Annotated in this window: 17 protein-coding genes and 2 pseudogenes; 9 read left to right on the top strand and 10 right to left on the bottom strand. The window is 71.0% G+C overall.

Annotated elements, in window-relative coordinates:
* Nucleotides 1-493 precede the first annotated feature (493 nt).
* The 4 genes from ACFVQG_RS27205 to ACFVQG_RS27190 all read left to right on the top strand — a co-directional run bounded on the left by ACFVQG_RS27205 (nucleotide 494) and on the right by ACFVQG_RS27190 (nucleotide 5,612).
* Entirely contained in the window at nucleotides 494-1,852 is a 1,359-nt protein-coding gene (locus ACFVQG_RS27205) for an extracellular solute-binding protein (protein ID WP_383388299.1), read from the top strand.
* A 20-nt stretch (nucleotides 1,853-1,872) separates the two neighbouring features.
* Nucleotides 1,873-2,811: a carbohydrate ABC transporter permease gene (locus ACFVQG_RS27200; protein ID WP_383388297.1), complete on the top strand. Its 939-nt coding sequence runs from the start codon at nucleotides 1,873-1,875 to the stop codon at nucleotides 2,809-2,811.
* 2 nt (nucleotides 2,812-2,813) lie between these two features.
* Nucleotides 2,814-3,713 carry a carbohydrate ABC transporter permease gene (locus ACFVQG_RS27195; protein WP_383388295.1) on the top strand — a complete coding sequence of 300 codons (900 nt, stop codon included), beginning with the start codon at nucleotides 2,814-2,816 and terminating at the stop codon, nucleotides 3,711-3,713.
* A gap of 69 nt (nucleotides 3,714-3,782) precedes the next feature.
* The gene (locus ACFVQG_RS27190) at nucleotides 3,783-5,612 is read left to right on the top strand and encodes a glycoside hydrolase family 2 protein (RefSeq protein WP_383388293.1); all 1,830 of its coding nucleotides are present in this window, start codon (nucleotides 3,783-3,785) and stop codon (nucleotides 5,610-5,612) included.
* Here ACFVQG_RS27190 and ACFVQG_RS27185 read toward each other — a convergent pair.
* The 3 genes from ACFVQG_RS27185 to ACFVQG_RS27175 form a co-directional block, all read right to left on the bottom strand.
* On the bottom strand, nucleotides 5,513-6,091 hold the full coding sequence (locus ACFVQG_RS27185; RefSeq protein ID WP_383388291.1) for a carbohydrate ABC transporter permease: 579 nt from the start codon (nucleotides 6,089-6,091) through the stop codon (nucleotides 5,513-5,515). The genes ACFVQG_RS27190 and ACFVQG_RS27185 overlap by 100 nt on opposite strands.
* A gap of 127 nt (nucleotides 6,092-6,218) precedes the next feature.
* Entirely contained in the window at nucleotides 6,219-6,650 is a 432-nt protein-coding gene (locus tag ACFVQG_RS27180; RefSeq protein ID WP_383388289.1) for a hypothetical protein, read from the bottom strand.
* A gap of 532 nt (nucleotides 6,651-7,182) precedes the next feature.
* A complete protein-coding gene (locus ACFVQG_RS27175) occupies nucleotides 7,183-7,851 on the bottom strand; it encodes a GntR family transcriptional regulator (RefSeq protein ID WP_383388287.1) in 669 nt (222 codons plus the stop codon).
* Between the two features lie 149 nt (nucleotides 7,852-8,000).
* On the opposite strand from ACFVQG_RS27175, the gene ACFVQG_RS27170 reads away from it, so the two are divergent.
* From ACFVQG_RS27170 to ACFVQG_RS27155, 4 genes are read left to right on the top strand one after another with little or no spacing between them, the layout of a single operon-like run.
* Entirely contained in the window at nucleotides 8,001-9,659 is a 1,659-nt protein-coding gene (locus tag ACFVQG_RS27170) for an L-lactate permease (RefSeq protein ID WP_383388285.1), read from the top strand.
* Entirely contained in the window at nucleotides 9,659-11,029 is a 1,371-nt protein-coding gene (locus ACFVQG_RS27165) for an FAD-binding oxidoreductase (RefSeq protein WP_383388283.1), read from the top strand. Before ACFVQG_RS27170 ends, ACFVQG_RS27165 begins: the two co-directional genes overlap by 1 nt.
* Entirely contained in the window at nucleotides 11,026-12,396 is a 1,371-nt protein-coding gene (locus ACFVQG_RS27160; RefSeq protein ID WP_383388281.1) for a (Fe-S)-binding protein, read from the top strand. The genes ACFVQG_RS27165 and ACFVQG_RS27160 overlap by 4 nt, the downstream gene beginning before the upstream one ends.
* Before the next feature lie 6 nt (nucleotides 12,397-12,402).
* Complete coding sequence (locus ACFVQG_RS27155; protein ID WP_383388279.1) at nucleotides 12,403-13,044, top strand: hypothetical protein; 642 nt, start codon at nucleotides 12,403-12,405, stop codon at nucleotides 13,042-13,044.
* Nucleotides 13,045-13,293: 249 nt separating this feature from the next.
* On the opposite strand, the gene ACFVQG_RS27150 is transcribed toward ACFVQG_RS27155, so the two are convergent.
* The 4 genes and pseudogenes from ACFVQG_RS27150 to ACFVQG_RS27135 all read right to left on the bottom strand — a co-directional run bounded on the left by ACFVQG_RS27150 (nucleotide 13,294) and on the right by ACFVQG_RS27135 (nucleotide 14,286).
* Nucleotides 13,294-13,446 carry a hypothetical protein gene (locus tag ACFVQG_RS27150; protein WP_383388860.1) on the bottom strand — a complete coding sequence of 51 codons (153 nt, stop codon included), beginning with the start codon at nucleotides 13,444-13,446 and terminating at the stop codon, nucleotides 13,294-13,296.
* 85 nt (nucleotides 13,447-13,531) lie between these two features.
* Nucleotides 13,532-13,618 (bottom strand): annotated as a pseudogene (locus ACFVQG_RS27145) (transcriptional regulator); the annotation flags it as partial.
* A 200-nt stretch (nucleotides 13,619-13,818) separates the two neighbouring features.
* Nucleotides 13,819-13,911, bottom strand: a pseudogene (locus tag ACFVQG_RS27140) (helix-turn-helix domain-containing protein); the annotation flags it as partial.
* 90 nt (nucleotides 13,912-14,001) lie between these two features.
* Nucleotides 14,002-14,286 carry an SDR family NAD(P)-dependent oxidoreductase gene (locus tag ACFVQG_RS27135; RefSeq protein ID WP_383388277.1) on the bottom strand — a complete coding sequence of 95 codons (285 nt, stop codon included), beginning with the start codon at nucleotides 14,284-14,286 and terminating at the stop codon, nucleotides 14,002-14,004.
* A gap of 921 nt (nucleotides 14,287-15,207) precedes the next feature.
* Between ACFVQG_RS27135 and ACFVQG_RS27130 the strand changes: the two genes are divergently transcribed.
* Nucleotides 15,208-15,963, top strand: coding sequence for a hybrid sensor histidine kinase/response regulator transcription factor (locus ACFVQG_RS27130; protein WP_383388275.1), 756 nt, complete (start codon nucleotides 15,208-15,210; stop codon nucleotides 15,961-15,963).
* A gap of 73 nt (nucleotides 15,964-16,036) precedes the next feature.
* On the opposite strand, the gene ACFVQG_RS27125 is transcribed toward ACFVQG_RS27130, so the two are convergent.
* From ACFVQG_RS27125 to ACFVQG_RS27115, 3 genes are all read right to left on the bottom strand, one after another.
* Complete coding sequence (locus tag ACFVQG_RS27125) at nucleotides 16,037-16,879, bottom strand: carbohydrate ABC transporter permease (RefSeq protein ID WP_383388274.1); 843 nt, start codon at nucleotides 16,877-16,879, stop codon at nucleotides 16,037-16,039.
* 8 nt (nucleotides 16,880-16,887) lie between these two features.
* The gene (locus ACFVQG_RS27120) at nucleotides 16,888-17,880 is read right to left on the bottom strand and encodes a carbohydrate ABC transporter permease (protein WP_383388272.1); all 993 of its coding nucleotides are present in this window, start codon (nucleotides 17,878-17,880) and stop codon (nucleotides 16,888-16,890) included.
* 77 nt (nucleotides 17,881-17,957) lie between these two features.
* A complete protein-coding gene (locus ACFVQG_RS27115; protein ID WP_383388270.1) occupies nucleotides 17,958-19,301 on the bottom strand; it encodes an ABC transporter substrate-binding protein in 1,344 nt (447 codons plus the stop codon).
* Nucleotides 19,302-19,318 lie beyond the last annotated feature (17 nt).

Here is a 19,318-nt window from a genome sequence, read left to right as displayed (position 1 = left end):
GCGCTGCCGAGTTTATGTCCCGGGGGGACGCGGCCTCGGAGGCGGGCTGCCCGGCGCCGCATCGGCCCACGCCTTTCAGCCGTGGCCGCAGGCTGCTCGGGACCGGAACCAAAGGCCCGTCGCGCCCAGGAACCCAGACTCGTCGCGCCCGGAGTTCCCGGCGGCTCACGTCCGGAGTCCCGGGCGGCTCACGTCCAGAATCCAGGCAGCTCAGGCCTAGGGTCCCCGGCGGTTCACGTCCAGAGTTCCGGGCCGCTCACCCCGAGAATCCCCGTCCCCTCGCCCTTGCAGCCCCACCCCCCTCCCGCCCAGATTCCCAGTCCCCCCGCCGCCACGGCCCCCAAGCTCTTTACAGCCGATGTACATCGATGTAAAAACAAGCCACCGCACCGGTTCGGCCCGGTGCGCCCCCGCCTGACCCGCGCGGTGATCTCCCCTCCCGGGGTGGTCCACCGCAGGTCCGGCATGCGATCCGGCCGTCGGAAGGTCCGCGATGTCTGCCCGCTTCCCTGTTCCACAACCTGCATCCACGCCCGGTGCGGCACCCGGCCTCACCCGCCGTCGGCTGTTGCGCCACGGCACGGCCGCCGCGGGCGCGCTGCTCGCGGCCGGTCCGTTGTCCGGCTGTGCCACCTCGTCCTCCAGCGCCTCGGCCCTGAGCGTCTGGGACCTGTTCCAGGGCGGTGACGGCATGCTGATGGACGACATGATCAAGGCCGTGTCCGGCCGCCCGCGCGGCTTCGAGGTCGAGCGGACGATCCTGGACTGGGGCCCGTCGTACTACACCAAACTGGCCATGTCGGCCGCCGGGGGCCGCGCCTCCGACGTGGCGATCCTGCATCTGTCCCGGCTCGCTGGCTATGCGCCCGGCGGCCTGCTCGACCCCTTCGACCTGGACCTGCTCGCCGAGTTCGGTGTCACGCGGCAGGACTTCGCACCGGCCGTCTGGTCGCGCACCCAGCATGACGGGGCCGTCTACGCCATCCCGCTGGACGTCCACCCCTTCATCGTCTTCTACGACAAGGAGGCCGCCGACAAGGCCGGACTCCTCGACTCCGACGGGGAACTGGCCCCGCTGGGCTCCCCGGACGCCGTACTGGACGCGGGCAAGGCGCTCGCCGACGCGTCCGGGCACTCCGGCATCCTCTTCGGCCACGTCCTCGACACGGCCCAGAACTGGCGGCAGTTCGCCGCGCTCTACGCCCAGACCGGCGCCGCCTTCACCCTGCCGGACGGCGGCCCGGCGGAGATCGACGTCGACGCCGCGGTGCGCGTCGTCACCTTCATGAAGCAGCTGTTCGACGGCCGGACGAACCCCAACAACCTGGACTACAACAGCGCGATGGCCAGCTTCATCGGCCGCCGCGGAGGCATGATCATGCTGGGCGAGTGGGAACTGCCCACGCTGAAGAAGTCCGGCGTCCCGCTCGGCGCCGCGCCCTTCCCGCAGGTCTTCGACAAGCCCGCCGTCTACACGGACAGCCACAGCTTCGTCCTCCCGCACCAGGAGAACCCCGACCCGGAGCGCCGCCGCCAGGCCCACCGGTATGTCGCGGAGATGGTCAAACAGAGCCTGACCTGGGCGAGCGCCGGTCACATCCCGGCCTACCAGCCCGTACTCACGGAGCCGGAGTACGCCGCCCTGGACCCGCAGTCCTCGTACGCGGACGCCGGGGAGGTGGCGGTGCTCGACCCGCCCAACTGGTTCGCCGGAGCGGGTTCCAACTTCCAGAACCGGATGTGCCAGCCACTCCAGTCGGCGCTCCTGGGCAACACGTCCGCCGAGAAGGCGGTGCGTCAGATGGTCCGCGAGGCGGACACGCTGCTCCGGCAGCCCAACCCGGTGGCCTGACGAGCAGAAGGAGTGACCCCATGACCACCACCGCACCCCCCGGCGCCCCCGACACGAAGACGGGCTCCGACTCCCCGCGCCGCGCGGTCCTGAACCGCGGCCGTACCAGCCACGGCCCGGGATGGGCGTTCGTCCTGCCGTTCCTGCTCGTCTTCGCGCTGTTCCTGGTCTGGCCGATCGTGCACGGACTGTGGATGAGCTTCACCGACACCTCGCTGGCACTGCGCGACACGTCCTTCGTCGGCTTCGACAACTACAGCGAGGCGTTCGGCGATCCGGACGTCTGGAGCAGCCTCGGCAACACCGCCTTCTTCACCGCCGTCTCCAGTCTCCCGCTGGTGCTGGTCGCGCTGGCGATGGCGCTGCTGGTGCACAGCGGGCTCGCCGGGCAGTGGGCGTGGCGCCTGGCCTTCTTCGCCCCCTACCTCCTGCCCGTGACCGTGGTGACGCTCATCTGGAACTGGCTCTACCAGCCGGAGATCGGCATGGCGAACCAGTTCCTCGACACCCTCGGCATGGAACCCGTCGGCTGGCTCTCCGACGAGTCCGTGGCGATGTGGTCGATCGCCGCCCTCACCGTGTGGTGGACCGTCGGCTTCAACTTCCTGCTCTACCTCGCCGCGCTCCAGTCCCTCCCGTCGACCTACGACGAGGCCGCCGCGCTGGACGGCGCCGGAGCCTGGCGGCGCCTGTGGTCCATCACGCTGCCGCAACTGCGCAGGACCACCGCGCTGGTGGCGATGCTCCAGGTCCTCGCCTCGCTCAAGGTGTTCGACCAGATCTACATCCTCACCAAGGGCGGCCCCAACGGCTCCACCCGCCCGGTCCTGGAGTACGTCTACGACGTCGGCTTCACCGGCTACCGGCTCGGTTACGCCTCCGCCATCTCCTACCTCTTCTTCGCCCTCGTCATCGTCGTCTCGCTCGTGCAACTGCGCCTCTTCCGCCAGGAGGACTGACCGTGTCCGCAACCGCAACACCCCTTCGCCCGCGGCGCCGCCCCTCCGCACCGAAGGCCGGTTCCCCGATGCTCCTCGGCCCGGGCCGACTGCCCCGCGTCCTGGCCGGGACAGCGCTGGTCGTCCTGGCCGCCGTATGGCTGCTGCCGTTCGTCTGGGCCGTCGCCGGGTCCGTGCAGAGCGAGCAGGACGTGGCCTCGCCCGGCCTGTCCCCGATCAAGGGCGCCTTCACGACGGAGGCGTACCGGCAGATCCTGGAACGCGGCAACATCACCGTCTGGGCCTTCAACAGCTTCCTGATCGCCGCGCTCGTCACCGTCATCACCGTGGTCGTCTCCACGCTCGCGGCGTACGGCTTCTCCCGCGGCACGTTCCGGGGCCGCCGGACCCTGCTCGCCGTCACCGTCGCCGCCATCCTCGTACCGCCGCAACTGCTCGTCGTGCCGCTGTTCGAGCAGATGCTGCTGTTCAACCTGGTGGACACCTACGCGGCGGTCATCCTGCCGCAGGTCGTCGCGCCCATGATGGTGTTCATCCTCAAGCGCTTCTTCGACGCCATCCCCCGGGAGCTGGAGGACGCGGCCCGGCTGGACGGCGCCTCCGAACTGCGGGTCTTCCGGTCGGTCGTGCTGCCCCTGTCGCGGCCCATCGTCGTCGCGGTGGCGATCTTCGTCTTCATCGGGGCGTGGAACAACTTCATGTGGCCGTTCATCGTCACCAACGACCCGGACCTGATGACCCTCCCGGTCGGCCTGGCCACCGTCAAGGACGCCTTCGGCATCCAGTACGCCCAGTCCATGGCCTCCGCGCTGCTGGCGGCGCTGCCACTGATCGTGGTGTTCCTCTTCTTCCAGCGCCGCATCGTCGACTCCGTCGCCACCACGGGCCTCGGCGGGTCCTGACCGCATCCCCCTCTCGCTGTACCCACCGGCCGACGGCTTCGCGTCGGCCCCCGATCACCTGGAGCACGCGTGCCCGAAAACTCCGTACCCCGTCCGGAGTACCCGCGACCGCAGTTCGTGCGGCGCGACTGGCTCAACCTGAACGGCGCCTGGCAGTTCGAGACCGACCGGGGGGACAGCGGGCTCGAACGCGGCCTGCTCGGCCGTGAGCTGCGTGACGAGATCCTCGTGCCCTTCCCGCCCGAGTCCGAGCTGTCCGGCATCGGCGACACCGACTTCCTGGAGGCCGTCTGGTACCGGCGCGCCCTCACCCTGCCCGCAGACTGGGCCGGACGCCACGTCCTCCTGCACTTCGGCGCGGTCGACTACGACACCACCGTCTGGGCCAACGGCGAGGAGGTCGCCCGGCACCGCGGCGGCTTCACCCCCTTCACCGCCGACCTCGGCGACATCGCGGGCAGCGGCGAGGAGGTCGTCCTCACCGTCCGGGCCCGCGACCCGAGGTCCGGACCGCAGGCCCGCGGCAAGCAGGCCATCCAGTACGCCAACCACGACTGCAACTACACCCGCGTGACCGGCATCTGGCAGACCGTCTGGCTGGAGCCCGTACCCGAGACACACCTGCGCCGCCCCCGGATCACCCCCGACCTCGCCGGTTCCGCCTTCCACCTGGAACTGCCCCTGTCCGGCAACCGCCCCGGCCACCGGGTCCGCGCCGTCCTCAGCGACGCCGACGGCGAGGTGACCCGTGCCGAGGCCCGGGCCGACCTGGACCTGGCCCCGCGCCTGCACCTGCCCGTACCGCACGACCGGCGCCGCGAGTGGGGCCCGGCCGACCCCCATCTGTACGACCTGCGCCTCGAACTCCTCGACGCCACCGGCCGGGTGGTCGACCGCGCAGACAGCTACGCGGGCCTGCGCGCCGTCGGCCTGCGCGGCAAGGCCGTACTGCTCAACGGCCGCCCGGTCTTCCAGCGCCTCGTCCTCGACCAGGGCTGGTACCCCGACGGCCTGATGACCGCGCCGACCGACGAGGCCCTGGTCCGGGACATCGAACTGGCCATGGAAGCGGGCTTCAACGGCGCCCGCCTGCACCAGAAGGTGTTCGAGGAGCGCTTCCTCTACCACGCCGACCGCCTCGGCTACCTGGTGTGGGGCGAGTTCGGCGACTGGGGGTGCGAGGTGGGCGGCTCCTCGGGCGACAACCAGCAGCCCGACGCCTCGTACGTCGGACAGTGGCTGGAAGCCCTGGAACGCGACTACTCGCACCCGTCGATCATCGGCTGGTGCCCCCTGAACGAGACCTACCAGAAGCTGCACGACCGCATCACCCAGCTCGACGCCGTGACCCGCGCGATGTTCCTGGCCACCAAGGCGATGGACACCACCCGCCCGGTGATCGACGCCTCCGGCTATGCCCACCGCGTCGCCGAGACCGACATCTACGACTCCCACAGCTACGAACAGGACCCGACCGCCTTCCGCCAGCAGATGGCGGGCCTGGCCAAGGACGCGCCCTACACCAACGCCCACGAGAGCGGCGCCCCCTATTCCGTCCCCTATCGCGGCCAGCCCTACTTCGTCAGCGAGTTCGGCGGCATCTGGTGGGACCCCGAGGCCGCCGCCGCCCAGTCCGGCGAGGACCGCACCCTCTCCTGGGGCTACGGCGAACGCGTCCGCGACGAGGACGAGTTCCACGCCCGCTTCAGTGGCCTGACCGAGGTGCTGCTGCGGGACCGGGACATGTTCGGCTACTGCTACACCCAGCTGACGGACGTCTTCCAGGAACAGAACGGCGTCTACCGCTTCGACCGCGGCCTGAAGCTGGACGTCGACCGCATCCGGGCGGCGCAACTGCGCCGGGCGGCCATCGAGGAGGAGGGCGACACAGAGGACTGACGGTGGTGGCCGGGAAGGTCCTGGAGGATGGCGCTGACTTCCTTGTCGGCCTGTGTCAGGGAGGTCACGTCGGCGTCGAAGCCCGTTGCCTTCTCCATGGCGGGCTCCATGACAGCGCTGATGTCGGCGGCGTGGTCGGTGATGGGATGCAGATGGGTGGTGCCCGCGTCGACATGGGTGGTGAAGGCGGTGATGTCGACGCCCTTCTCGGCGAACTTGAGCTTGGCGATGCTGGCAGCCTCCGCCACGGCGGGGAAGACCACGCCTTCTCGGCGACCCGCTTCGATGGTGAGCACCACGTAGACGAAGGTGACCTCCAGCGCGTTCCAGAACTCGGGATCCTCGAACGCCTGGCGGTAGTTGTCGATGCCGACCCATCGCGGCGGGGCCAGCAAGGTGTACTCGGTGCAGCTCAGGTAGACCGTCCGCAGCGTGGGCCACAGGTAGAAGACGACGAATCCCAGGGCGGCGGGCAGCACGAACAGCAGCGCTGCCCGGCCCTCTCCGTTCTTCCCACCAGGACAAGCCCGTTGGCGGTTGGCTCTGGGAGCGGCGCCGGGCCCGAGAAGGCCGTCGGTGGGCCGCGGGTCCGGTCGCGTCGTACGTTCAGCATGCCGTCACCCTCAGCAGGAGGATCTGCTCCGGGTGAAGTGCCGGGGCCTGAACGCCGACTGCGGCGAGCACGGCCCCGGTGGCCCGAACGGTGACGTCCTCAGCGAGCCAGGGAACGGTGCCCGACCCGTTGACCTCGGGGGAGTCGCCCGGAGGCAGGGGGCGGACCAGGTAGTGAGCCTGGGGGGCGAGACCGGGGAGTCGTACCCGGCCAGGGGGTGAGCTGACGCCGGTCCCGGTCGCGGCGAGGGCGATCCGCTCGACCGCCAGCTTCGGGTGGTCGCCCTCCAGGAAGGCGCTACCGCCCAGGATGAGCCGCGTGGTGCGGGTCCGGAGCGTGAAGAACGCGCCCCCGGGAAGAGAGCCCGCACAACCGGTTGGCACGGAGAGGTACTTGCCGCCCGCCCCGCGGTCCGGAGCGGCCATGCCGGGGTCCGTGACCCAGCGGAACCACGTGTCATGGAGGAAGCAGAGGGCGAGGGGTGGCCGGGCCGGGCCCCTCCCACGCGGCCCGGAGGTCAGCGCCCTCAGGACACGGCCGCGCCCGAAGCTGGCTGCTTGCCGACCCCAGCCCGGTGATCATGCTTGGTGGTGCTGTGTCCCGCCCGCCTGACGGAGCGGGACACGGTGGCCGTTTGAGACGCGCAGCCAGCGGCTCCGAGCGCAGACGGTGCCAGCCCTCGAAGGCGCCTCGGCAGTGTGGCGTGCCGCCCCGGCTCATCGCGACGTTGGCGGGCACCTCGATGACGCCGTTCTCCGAGGTCGCAGGATCGGCCGCGGTGAACCACTGGCCGATCCGGACTCGCCCTGGCGCGCGCTACGTGCTGGGCGCGGCGGTCACAGGCAGTGTGCGCGTGGGGCCAGGCCCGTTGGGTGTCGCGGCAGTGGAGTGCGATGCGGCCCGAACCGCGCGCTCCCGTACCGGCTGCCCCGCTGGCCACGGGCCCCCGCCCGGCTGTCAGGCCCGGTCGCCGTCGAAGATCAGCTGCAGTGAGCTGCACGCCCCGTCCAGGTGGGCGCGCATACGGCGAACGGCTTCCTCCGCCTGCCCGGCGCGCAGCGCCTCCAGTATCGCCCCGTGTTCGGCGACGATGCGTTCGCGTCCCAGGGTGTGCCGGGTCTGCACCATGCACAGGTGCATCTCGCCCTTGATGCCCCGGTAGAGCCTGCTGAGCCGAGGGCTGCCCACCGCGTCCACCAGTGACTGGTGGAAGCGCAGGTCCGACTCGACGAAGGTGCTGTGCGGCGCGTCCGGACCCAGCCGGTCGAGGTCCGCGATGGCCCGCTCGGCGGCGGTCACCGGTACCGTCCCGCGGTCGACGAGAACCCGTACGACCTGCGCCTCCAGTGGCGTACGGACGAGGAACAGATCGTCGACGTCGGCGCGGGTGAGGTGGGGCACGTAGGCCGGTTTGTTGGCATCGCGGTGCAGCAGTCCCTCGTGGACCAGTGCGGTCACCGCGCTGCGGGCGGTCGGCCGGGAGACGCCGTAGCCGACCGCGATCTCGGTCTCCGCGAGGGTCGTTCCCGGTGCCAGTTGACCGTCCAGCACGCGGTCGCGCAGGGACGCGGCGAGGGCCTCGACAACCGAGACGGTGGACAGCCGGATGGCGGCGTCCTGAGCCATGAACACCTCCGATGGGGACACGGACATTCTCGCACGCGCCCTTGCGCGATTCATTGACAGACATGTGCGGTTGTCTGACAATCGATCGATCCCGCGGCCCGGAGTGACGGGCATCACAGTGGAGTCCGACAATGAGGCAAGGACGCGTCATGGCTGCTTACCAACAGGTTTTCGACCCCGTCGGGGGCTCCCTCGGGTGGAGCGCGCTGTTCGCCGCGCTGCCCCTGATCACGCTTTTCATCCTGCTCGGTGGACTGCGGTGGAAGGCGTGGAAGGCGTCGCTGGTGTCGTTGGCGGTTGCCCTGGGAGTGGCGGTCTTCGCCTACTCGATGCCCGCCGGGCAGGCGATGCTGGCCGCGAGCGAAGGTGCCGCGTTCGGCCTGTTCCCGATCATCTTCATCGTGCTGAACGCACTGTGGATCTACAAGATGACCGAGATCACCGGCTGGGACGCGGTGCTGCGCAGGGCGTTCGGGTCCCTCTCCGGGGACCAGCGGGTCCAGGCCGTGATCATCGCCTTCTGCTTCGGTGCGCTGCTGGAGGCGCTGGCCGGATTCGGCACCCCGGTCGCGGTCTCCTCCGTGATGCTGATGGCCGTCGGCCTGAGGCCCATGAAGGCCGCCGCCGTCTCCCTCGTCGCCAATACCGCCCCGGTCGCCTTCGGCGCCATCGCCGTCCCGATCACCACCCTCGGCAAGATCACCGGCATGGATGCCGCCGACCTCGGCGCCATGGTGGGCCGTCAGACCCCGCTGCTCGCCCTGTTCGTGCCCCTGGTCCTGGTCTTCATGGTGGACGGCAGGCGCGGCGTGCAGCAGACCTGGCCGGTGGCGCTCGTCGCCGGCTTCACCTTCGCCGCCGCCCAGTTCGTCAGCGCCAACTACATCTCGTACGAGATCGCCGACATCGTGGCCGCCTTCGCGGGCGCCCTGGCCGTCGTGGGCATGCTGCGCGTCTGGCAGCCCAGGGAGGTGCTGGCCGCGCAGCGCCACGTCCCGGTCATCGCCGGTGGCTCCACCGCCGACGCCTGGTCGGACGCCGTGCTGCGGCGTCGGCAGACCGGCGAGGGCTCGGCGCTGAAGGCCTTCGCGCCCTACCTGATCGTCGTGGCGCTTTTCGCCGTGGCGACCGCCGGACCGGTCAAGACCTGGCTGGAGGCCCACTCGGGCTGGAAGTTCGCCTGGCCCGGCCTGGACGTCGTCAACGCCGACGGTGAGCCGCTCTCCTCCCTCACCTACAACCTCAACGTCTTCAACGCAGGCGGATCGATTCTGCTGCTGGCCGGCCTGCTCACCGCCGTGCTGTACGGCATCGGCGGCCGACGGACCGCGGTCGCCTACGCCAACACGGTGCGGCAGTTCCGCTGGACGATCGTCACCGTCATGGCGGTGCTCGCCCTCGCCTACGTGATGAACCTGTCCGGCCAGACCGTCACCCTCGGGCTGTTCCTCGCCCAGACCGGGGGCGCGTTCGCCCTGCTCTCTCCCGTGGTCGGCTGGCTCGGCGTGGCCGTCACCGGTTCCGACACCTCCTCCAACTCCCTCTTCGGCATGCTCCAGGTCACCGCCGCCGAGGAGACGGGCATCTCCGCCTACCTGCTCGGCGCGGCGAACACCACCGGTGGTGTCCTCGGCAAGATGATCTCCCCGCAGAACCTGGCCATCGCGGCCGCGGTCGTCGGCCTCGAAGGCCGGGAGGGCGAGCTGTTCCGCAAGGTCGTCGGCTGGGGCCTCGGCATGCTGGTCGCGGTCTGCGCGCTGGTCTACCTGCAGTCGACACCGGTCCTGGACTGGATGGTGGTGCGCTGATGCCCGCCCGTACCGACCTGGCCGCGATCGTCGGACCGGACCATGTACGGACCGACGACGGTGCCCTGGCCGCGTACGCCCGCGACGCCACCCCGCTGTTCCACTCCCGGCCGCAGGCCGTGGTGCTGCCCGGCAGCACCGAGGAGGTCGCGGCCGTCCTGAGGTACGCCACCGCACACGGCATCCCCGTGGTGCCGCGTGGCGCGGGCTCCAACCTGTGCGCTGGCACCGTCCCGTTGACCGGGGGCATCGTCCTGGTCCTGACCCGGCTGAACCAGTTGCTGGAGATCAGCTCCGGCGAACTACTGGCCCGGGCGCAGACCGGCGTGTCCACCGCGGCGCTGGCCGACGCCGCGGCCAGCAAGGGCCTGCTCTACGCCCCCGATCCCGGCAGCCGCACCGTCTCCACCATCGGCGGCAACGTGGCGACCTGCGCCGGGGGCCTGCGCGGACTGAAGTACGGCGTCACCCGCAACTACGTCCTCGGTCTGGAGGCCGTCCTGCCCACCGGCGAGATCATCCGCACCGGGGGCAGGCTGTGGAAGGACGTCGCCGGCTACGACCTGACCCGACTGCTCACCGGCTCCGAGGGCACCCTGGCGGTGATCACCGAGGTGACCGTGGCACTGCTGCCCGCACCGGCCGAGTCCGGCACCGGAGTGGCGTACTTCGACACCCTCGCCGACGCCTCCCGCGCGGTGGCGGCCGTCATCGCCTCCGGCATCGTCCCGGCGACCCTGGAGTTCCTCGACCGCAAGTGCGTCGACGCGGTCGAGGAGTTCGCGGGCCTCGGCCTGCGCAGGGACGCCGGCGCGCTGCTCCTGTTCGGTGACGACGGCTCGGCGGCGAACGTCGCGGGCAACCTGGCCCGGATCGGTGACGTCTGCCAGCAGAACGGAGCGCTGGAGGTCACGCTCGCCGAGAACGTGGCCCGCGCCGACGCCCTGCTCGCCGCCCGCCGCTGCTCGCTCCCGGCGCTGTCCAGGCTGGGCTCGCTGACGATCCTCGAGGACGCCACGGTGCCCCGGCACCGCATGGCCGAGATGGTCGACCGCATCGACGAGATCGCCGACCGGTACGACCTGCGGATCGCCACCTTCGGCCACGCGGGCGACGGCAACCTGCACCCGACCTGCGTGCTGGACCCCGACGACAGCGAGGGCGCCGACCGCGCCCACAAGGCCTTCGCCGAGATCTTCGCCGCCGCGATCGCGATGGACGGCACCATCACCGGCGAACACGGCGTGGGCGCGGCCAAGTTGCCGTACCTGGCCGACCGGCTGGGGAACGACCAGGTGGCGCTGTTGCGCCGCATCAAGCAGGCCTTCGACCCCGCAGGCATCCTCAACCCCGGAAAGCTCGGATCATGACCGACCTCGACAGCGAGGACCGCTCCGGCCCGTGCGGCTCCTCCGGTCCGTGCGGCTCCTCCGGTCCGTGCGGCTCCTCCGGCCCGTGCGGATCTTCTGGCGCCGGGTGCGCCGACGGCGACTGCGGATCCGCTCCCGCGGCCTCTCCGCCTCACGTCCCGCCCGGCCCCGGCCGCGGGATCTTCGACAAGGAACTCCTGGACCGCTGCATCTCCTGCGGTTTCTGCCTGCCCGCCTGCCCCACCTACACCCTCACCGGCGAGGAGACCTCCTCCCCGCGTGGACGCATCACACTGATGCGGGCCCTGGAGACCGGCGACCTCCCCCTCGACGACCCCACGCTGGCCGAGGAGTCCTCGTTCTGCCTGGGCTGCCGCGCCTGCGAGACGGTGTGCCCGGCGGGTGTGGAGTACGGCCAACTGCTGGAACAGTGGCGCGACCACCAGTGGAGCGGCCGGAACCGGCCGTGGATCGCCCGGGCCCTGATGATGCTGGTCTCCCGGCCGGGGCTGCTGCGCCTGCAGGGACTCGTACGACGACACGCCAGCGGTCCCGGCGGGAAGGCGCGGCCGGAAGCACCCGCGCCCGCGCCGTCGGCGCGCGAGACCGGTCAGCCCGCGGAGTCGGCGCGGCCACCGGCCGAGTCGGAGCGGCCCGTGTCCCTGATGCTGGGCTGCGTGGAACGCGGGCTCTACCCCCAGGTCTCGCGCGCCGTCCGCCGCCTGTGCCCGGAGGTCGACGTGCCGACCGAACAGGGCTGCTGCGGCGCGCTGCACGCGCACAACGGCGACTCGGAGGCAGGCGGGAGGCTCGCCCGCACCCTCGGCGACCAGATGCCCGGCACGATACTCACCACGGCGGGCGGCTGCGCCGCACATCTCGCGCACCACCTCGGCCGCGACCGGGTACGGGAGCTGAGCGAGTACCTCGACGGCCAGGGGCACCGGCCGGTCGGCCAGGTCACGGTCGACGGCCGCAGAGCACGGGCCGCGCTCCAGGACTCCTGCCACCTGCGGAACGGCCTGGGCGTCACCCGCCCGCCCCGTGAACTGCTCGCGGCGGTCTCCGACTACGTCGAACTCCCCAGCTCAGGACAGTGCTGTGGCGCCGCAGGCACCTACTCGATGCTCCGGCCGACCGACAGCAGGAAGGTACTGGAGCCGAAGCTGAGCGAGGTGGAGTCGGCGCGGGTGGACTACGTCGTCGCGCTCAACCCGGGCTGCCTGCGGCAGCTCCAGCAGGGCCTGCGCCGCGCCCGCTCCCGCGCCAAGGCCATTCACCTGGCCGAGTTCCTCGCCCTGGCGGCGGAGCCCGGTCAAGGCCCCCCTGATCCGGTCCCGGGCGCGGCCGACCTGAGGGAGCCGTGAGACTCCATGCCCACGGACCATGCCTGTCAGGCCGCGGCCGATGCGGCGGCGCGAAGCCTGCGTCGGCTCCGGGACCACCTGGGGGAGATCCAGGGTCACGACGGTGCACTCCGGCCGGACCACAGCGGCCCAGCCGACGGCGCGGCGGGACTGCTCGTGTTCCTGGACGGCCTGCACGCCCAACTGAGCGACACCCTGATCGGCTGGCACTCCACCGTCGGCCTCCGGGTCTGTGACGTCCTGGGTCTGCCTCCGCCCGGTCCTGGGAGCACCGCACCCCGCACCACGCGGCAGCTGTTCGGTTGGGATGCCCTCAGCCTGGTGCGGCACAGGGCGGAGGAGATCCTCACGACGATGGCCGACCGGTCGCACGACGGACCGGTCGGTGGGGCGGCCCTGCCCCGACGGCTGGACCTGGTGGGGGACGCCTTGGCCGGTGCCCTGCGCCGCCTGGGCGTGCCGGTACCGGAGTCGGCCCACCACGCCGCCGAACTGGCCGCGGCCACCGGCTCGATCTTCGGCATGCACCCGCATCCCAGGACCCGAGTTCCCCACCCCATGCCCGCCCCGGCCCACCCGCAGCCCCCCGCGACACCGTTCGTGCACCTCCCGCAGATGAGCGACTGGGCGAAGGACGGCATGCCCTGACACACAGCCACCGACGTGCGCCTCCCCGGGTGGGCCCACCCGGGGCGAGGGCCGACGGCGACCGGCCCCGCGCCGAGCCACGACGACTCCCGACCCAGGAGGCGCGACCCTCGACGTCACGCCACAGTCGGCACGAACTCGGAACAAGGACGCGCAGCGCGCGTCATGGGCGTCGGGCAGCGGACGCGCCGCAGACAGTGGCACGCGCACTGCTGCCGGTGGGGCGAGACGGAGGAGTGCGACTCCTCCTCACATCGGCTCCGTGGGCAGAGCCAGCCCCGGGACTTCTCGGACGGGTTGCTCGGCCGCGCTCCAGTTGGCCAGGAAAGCCAGGGCCTCCGCCGAGCGCGAGCCCGGTTCGACCGTGTACGCGAGCAGCATCTGCTCCGACCTGCCGCCCACCTCCAGCACCTGGAAGTCCAGGCTGAGCGCACCAGCGGTCCCAGTGCACGTACAGTCCCCGGACCTCTGGGGCGAGGAAGGCCAGCCAGATGTGGTTGCGCTGCTCCGGCGGCAGTGCGGCGAAGTCGGTGAACAGCGCGGCGCCCAGGCGGTTCCACGCCAGGATGTCCATGCGCTGGCCCTGCACGAGGGCGGGGACGCCCTGCATGCTGTCCAGCAGCTGGTAACCGGGGAAACGCGCTGTGCCCGGGACGCGGCCGAACCCGTCCTCGACGCCGGGGAGCCCGTGGGCGCCGCGCACCGCAGGAGGTACTCCTCCTCGTCCGGGCGCAGACGCAGCGCCCTGGCGAGTGCGGCGAGGATCTCGGTGGAGGCGGACCTGACCCGGCCCTGTTCGAGACGGACGATGTAGTCGACGCTGACGCCCGCGAGTGAGGCGAGTTCCGCACGCCGCAGCCCCGGCACCGCGAACTTGGTGGAGCAGTAGACGCCCCAGTCGGCGGAGCTGTGGAACCCTCCGACGGAACTGAGGTTGAGGACACGGCCCGAGCCCTGTCACCGCATCACCGGGAGCACGGCACGGCTGACGTTAAGGAGGCCGAAGACGTTGGTGTCGTACACCGCGCGGGCTTCCGCGTCCGATGCCTCCTCCACCGCGCCCAGCAGGCCGCGGCCCGCGTTGTTGACCAGGACGTCGATCGCTCCGAAACGCTCGGTGGCGGCCGCGACAGCGGCTCGGGCCTGCGACCCGTCGGTGACGTCGAGTGCCAGCGCCAGCAGCCGGTCACCGTACTCCGCGAGCGCCTTGTCCACCGTTGCGAGATCGCGGGCGGTCCCCACGACGTTGTCACCACGTCGAGGGCTTGACGGGCGATCTCCAGTCCGAGACCCCGGGACGCTCCGGTGATGAACCAGGTGGTCATGTCTGCCTGCCTGCCCAATCCGGTCCGTGCGATGTCTGTCCCGCCCATGCTCACCGGTGCCCGGGCGGCCAGCCAGGGAAAGACCTGCATAGGAACGTCCGTTCCAGCCCACGCCCTGTGATCTCTTGGCGTGGGCGCTCGATCCCCCGTGGGTCTTCCCCTGCCGCGACTCCTCTACTTCGGTATAGAGAATTGTGCGGAGACAGGCCGGTGTCGGCGACCCGCCCCGACCTGCGTTGACCGTGGCGTGCGTGATCGACGGACGACCGGGGCGGCGGACGAAGCGCGTGGTCGAGGACTCAGTCGTGGTGGTCGCGCCCGGGGCGCTGACCGTGCTGGTGGCAAGGGCCCGTCAGCAGGGACTGTCGCTGTATCCCCAACTGTGCAGCGGAGCGGCGTTGTTGGAGCTGCTGTCGCTCAACTGGTTGCTGACCGCACAGGGCAACGCGCTGGTGCCGTTGGGCGCCTGCGCAGCGCTGTACTGGCGCCGGAACCACCCGGTGGCCCTGGCCCTCCCGATGGTGCGCTGGCCTGCGTCTGGCCGGTTGTGGTGCCCATGCTGGTCGCGTTGTTCGCCGTGGCCGCCGCACGTCCGGCCCGCTCACCCGCCGGGTGACCGCCGTGGCCCTGCTGCCGGTGGCGGTACAGGTGTTCCTGGCCCCTTGGGACGGGGCGCCGAGCGCGGCCACGGCCGTGTCCGGGGTGCCCTTGTCGCGGGTTCGGTCGGCTGGGGCCTGTACGTGGCCGGAGTGCGCGAGCGCGGACGGCACGCGGATGGGGGGCCGAGCTGCGGGAGCAGCGTGCCAGGCACGACACGCGCGGGGAGATCGCTCGGGAGATGCACGACGTACTGGCCCACCGGCTGACCCTGCTGAGCATGCACGCGGGGGCCCTGGAGTTCCATCCCACCGCGACGCGGTCCCAGATCGCGGAGGCGGCGGGCGTGATGCGGCGCAGCGCCAGCCAGGCGCTGGAGGAACGGCAGGACGTCCTCAAGGTCCTACGCACGCCCGCCGTCGCGACGCACGCCCAGCCTCCGCAGCCCCAGCTCGCGGACATCGGCCAGTCGATCGACGAAGCTTGCGCGTCCGGCGCCGTCATCGACCTGCGCGAGCTGGTGGAGGGCCGGACGATGTCGGCGGACATGACCGGCCGCACCGCCTACCGCGTGGTCCAGGAAGCGCTGACCAACCACCGCAAGCACGCGCCGGGGACACGACTGCGGCTCACGGTGGCCGGAGGCGCGGCAGGCGGTCTCACCAGCACCGCGGTCAACGCCCTGCCGAAGGTCCCCGCGCGCGAACGGCGAGGGCAGGGGCACGGTCTGGTGGGCATGAGCGAACGTGTGCACCTGGCAGGAGGGCACATACGCCACGACCGCACCGACGCCGAGTTCCGCCTGGAGCTGCTGGAGCGGCGAGAACTCGAGGTCGCGCTCGCCGTGGGGCAGGGGATGACCAACGCGGAGATCGCCGCTCACGCCTACATGAGCCTGCCCACCGTGAAGGCACACGTCTCCCACATCCTGACCAAACTCGATCTGAACAACCGCGTGCAGATCGCTTTGCTGGTGTACCAGGCCGGGCTTGTCTGACCGGCGCCCGGCCGCCCCCGCCCGGCCGCCCCCGCCCGGCCGCCCCCGCCCGGCCGCCCCCGCCCGGCCGCGGTCAGCCCTTGACGGCGGAACTGGCGACCCCTTCGACGAACCAGCGCTGGAAGAAGGCGAACACGACGAGGACCGGCAGGACCAGCAGCACGCCGAAGGCGAGGATCTGGCCCCAGTCGGGGGGCTGCTGCCCCTGGAAGACGCTCATCTCCAGGGGGAGGGGACGCACCGACGGGTCGGACACCATCAGCACCGGCCATAGGAAGGAGCCCCACTGGATGAGGAAGGTGAGGATCGCGACCGAGGCGAACACCGGCCGCGACATCGGCACGATGATCGCGAAGAAGGTGCGCCAGGGCCCCGCGCCGTCCAGCCGGGCCGCCTCCTCGATGCTCGGCGGGATCTTCCGGAAGAACGTGTGGAACTGGTAGATCGCGAAGGCGTTGGCGATGAACGGCAGGGCCTGGATGAACAGGGTGTTGCGCTGGCCGTTGAACATGTAGAACAGCGGCACCGCCACCGACTCGAACGGGATCAGCATGAGCAGTAGTACGAGGGTGAACACCGCGTTCTGCCCACGCCACTTCAGCCGGGTGAGCCCGTACGCCGCCATCGAGTTGACGATCAGCCCGCCCGTGACCACCACGAACGACAGCAGCACCGACACGCCCATGAACTGCCAGAAGTAGCCGGTGCTCTCCGAGTTCAGGCTGTCGAGGACGGCGGCGTAGTTGTCGAAGGAGAGGTGGGTGGGCAGGAAGCCGGACAGGCCGTTCAGGACCTCGTCGGACGGCTTCAGACTGCCGAGGAAGAGGTAGAGCGCGGGCAGGGCGAAGACGAACGCCAGGACGCTCAGGACGGTGTAGTCAAGCACGCGGCGTACGGGATTACGGGTCATGGCCATGGGTTGAGTCAGTCCTCGTTGTCGGGCCGGACGACGCGGCGCTGGACGATCGTCAGGGCGACGACGATCAGGAAGAACACCACCGTGACGGCCGAGGCCTGCCCGATGTCGTTCTGGTCGAAGGCCGTGGTGACGGCCTGGTACATCACCGTACGGGTGGCGTCCTCGTCCAGGCCGCCGCCGCGGATGAGGATGTACACCTGGTCGAAGACGCGGAAGGACAGCACCGAGGTCAGCATCGCGACGAACACCAGGGTGCCGCGGATGCCGGGCAGCGTGACGTGCCGGAACCGCTGCCAGCGCGAGGCCCGGTCCAGTGCGGCGGCCTCGTGGAGTTCGCTCGGGATCTGCTGCAGCCCGGCCAGCAGGATGACCATCTGGAAGCCGACGCCCTGCCACACCGACAGCACGATGATCGAGCCCATCGCGGTGAGACCGTCGCCGAGCCAGTCGAAGGCGCCCCAGTTGCCGAAGGTCACCGCGTCCAGCGCGGAGTTGAGCATGCCCTGCTCGCCGCGGGCGAGGATCAGCCGCCAGATCACGGCGACCAGCGCCATCGGGAAGACGACCGGCATGAAGAAGAAGGACCGGAACAGGCCGATGGCCCTCAGCTTGCGGTTGAGCAGGATCGCCAGCGCCAGCGCGAGGCCGGTCTGAAGCGGTACGACGACCGCGGCGAAGGTCAGGTTGTTCAGCAGCGCCCGCAGGAACGGGCCGGACAGGTCGGGGTCGGTGAACAGCCGCCGGTAGTGCTCCACACCGAAGAAGGTGGGCTCCAGCGGGGAGCCGAGGCGGACGTTGTAGAAGGAGAGCACGACGGCGTAGCCGAACGGGATGCCGACGAAGGCGATCAGCCCGCCGACGGCCGGGGCGGACATCAGCAGCCCGTGCAGCCGGTCGCGGTTGCCGCGCGGGCGGCGCGAGGGGTTCGCGGGGGGCACGGAGGAGGCGGCCGGCGTACGGTCTGGGGTCGCGGCGTGTGCGGGTTCCACGGTTTTCACGGGAGGTTCCTGTTCCCGGCGAGGCGGGCCCGCCGACATGTCGCCGACGGCCCGCCCGGGCCGATGCGTCCTGCGGGCTACGGGATCTCGTAGCCGGCGTTGTCGGCGAAGTCCCGGTCGATGGCGCGGGCGGCCTTGCGCAGGGCCTCCTGCGGGTCGGCACCGCCGTAGATCGAGTTCAGGGCCGTGTGGAACTTGGCGGTGACCGTGGGGTATCCGGCGGTCACCGGGCGGGTGACGGCGACGCAGGAGTCGTCGACGGCGCTGTCGCCGCAGGACCGGGCGAGCTGGTCGGCGAAGATCTGGAGCGGCCCGCCCTCCCGGTACAGCTCGCTCTTGGCGAGCGCGGTCCTGGTGGCGGGCACCGCGCCGTTGGCCTTCGTCATCGCACCGACGTTGGTGTCGTTGAGGAGGTAGTCCAGGAAGGCGCCCGCGGCCTTGCCGTTCTCGCTGCGGGCGCCGATGCCCCAGGCCCACGAACCCTGCCCGGTCCTGGGACCGTCGCCGAAGTCCGGCAGCGGCAGGACGACGAGGTCGTCACCGAGGGCCTCGCCGTAGGCGGGGTACATCCAGTGCCCGACCCAGCTCAGCGCCACCTTGCCCTTGGCGAAGGCGTTGCCGTCGGTGTTGGGGTCGACATACGCCTTCCAGGACTGGAAGGTCTTCATCGCGGAGACGACCTCCGGACTGTCGAGGGCGCCCTCCGCCTTGCCGTCCTTGAGCAGCGCACCGCCGGCCGACCACACGATCGGGGAGAAGCCGTAGGTGCCCCACTCGGTGGCCAGGCCGTACTGCTCCGATATGTCGAGGACCTTCCCGTCGGGGTCCTCGGCCTTCAGCGCCTTCAGCGCCTGGCCGAACTCCTCGGCCGTCCAGGCGTCCTCCACACCCTTCGGATACGTCACCCCGGCCGCGTCCAGCAGCTTCTTGTTGGCGTACAGACCGAGCCCGGAATCGAACATGCCCAGGCCGTAGTGCTTGCCGTCGATCTGGCCCTGCGCCTTGACGGCGTCGGTGGCGTTGCCGAGGGTCCGGGTGGAGACGTGGTCGTCGACCGGGGCGAGCTTGCCGTTGTAGACGAAGTTCGCCATCGTCGGGCCGTCGAACTCCAGCACGTCCGGCAGTTCGGAGGCGTCGGTGGCGGTGATGGTCTTCGTGTAGTCGTTCTCGGGGATCAGCTTCAGCTCGGCCTTGATGTCGCTCTGCGAGGAGTTGAAGGACTTCACCGCGTTCTGCAGGGCGGCCGTCTCGCTCGCCTGACCCTGGTGGGCCCAGATGCTGATCGTGCCCTTGCCGCTGCCCTCCTCGGCCGAGGTGTCGCCCGTGCCGCCCCCGCCGCCGCAGGCGGCCAGCGCGGCCAGCGGCAGGAGGGCGAGGGCCGTCAGGGCCGTCCGGCGGTGTCTTCTGGGTGTGTTGGTCATGGTGGTACCTCCGAGCG

The organism is Streptomyces sp. NPDC057877 (genome assembly GCF_042796855.1).
GTDB lineage: Bacteria > Actinomycetota > Actinomycetes > Streptomycetales > Streptomycetaceae > Streptomyces.
The sequence above is the reverse complement of the archived record's forward strand: the minus strand, read 5'-3'. Positions and strand labels throughout refer to the sequence as shown.

What these genes read in the sequence shown, in the direction of transcription:
- ACFVQG_RS27160 (WP_383388281.1), top strand. Translation starts at nt 11,026, where the DNA reads ATGACCGACCTCGACAGCGAGGACCGCTCCGGCCCGTGCGGCTCCTCC.
- ACFVQG_RS27175 (WP_383388287.1), bottom strand. Translation starts at nt 7,851, where the DNA reads ATGGCTCAGGACGCCGCCATCCGGCTGTCCACCGTCTCGGTTGTCGAG.
- ACFVQG_RS27200 (WP_383388297.1), top strand. Translation starts at nt 1,873, where the DNA reads ATGACCACCACCGCACCCCCCGGCGCCCCCGACACGAAGACGGGCTCC.
- ACFVQG_RS27155 (WP_383388279.1), top strand. Translation starts at nt 12,403, where the DNA reads ATGCCCACGGACCATGCCTGTCAGGCCGCGGCCGATGCGGCGGCGCGA.
- ACFVQG_RS27115 (WP_383388270.1), bottom strand. Translation starts at nt 19,301, where the DNA reads ATGACCAACACACCCAGAAGACACCGCCGGACGGCCCTGACGGCCCTC.
- ACFVQG_RS27165 (WP_383388283.1), top strand. Translation starts at nt 9,659, where the DNA reads ATGCCCGCCCGTACCGACCTGGCCGCGATCGTCGGACCGGACCATGTA.
- ACFVQG_RS27180 (WP_383388289.1), bottom strand. Translation starts at nt 6,650, where the DNA reads ATGGCCGCTCCGGACCGCGGGGCGGGCGGCAAGTACCTCTCCGTGCCA.
- ACFVQG_RS27130 (WP_383388275.1), top strand. Translation starts at nt 15,208, where the DNA reads ATGCACGACGTACTGGCCCACCGGCTGACCCTGCTGAGCATGCACGCG.
- ACFVQG_RS27125 (WP_383388274.1), bottom strand. Translation starts at nt 16,879, where the DNA reads ATGGCCATGACCCGTAATCCCGTACGCCGCGTGCTTGACTACACCGTC.
- ACFVQG_RS27170 (WP_383388285.1), top strand. Translation starts at nt 8,001, where the DNA reads ATGGCTGCTTACCAACAGGTTTTCGACCCCGTCGGGGGCTCCCTCGGG.
- ACFVQG_RS27205 (WP_383388299.1), top strand. Translation starts at nt 494, where the DNA reads ATGTCTGCCCGCTTCCCTGTTCCACAACCTGCATCCACGCCCGGTGCG.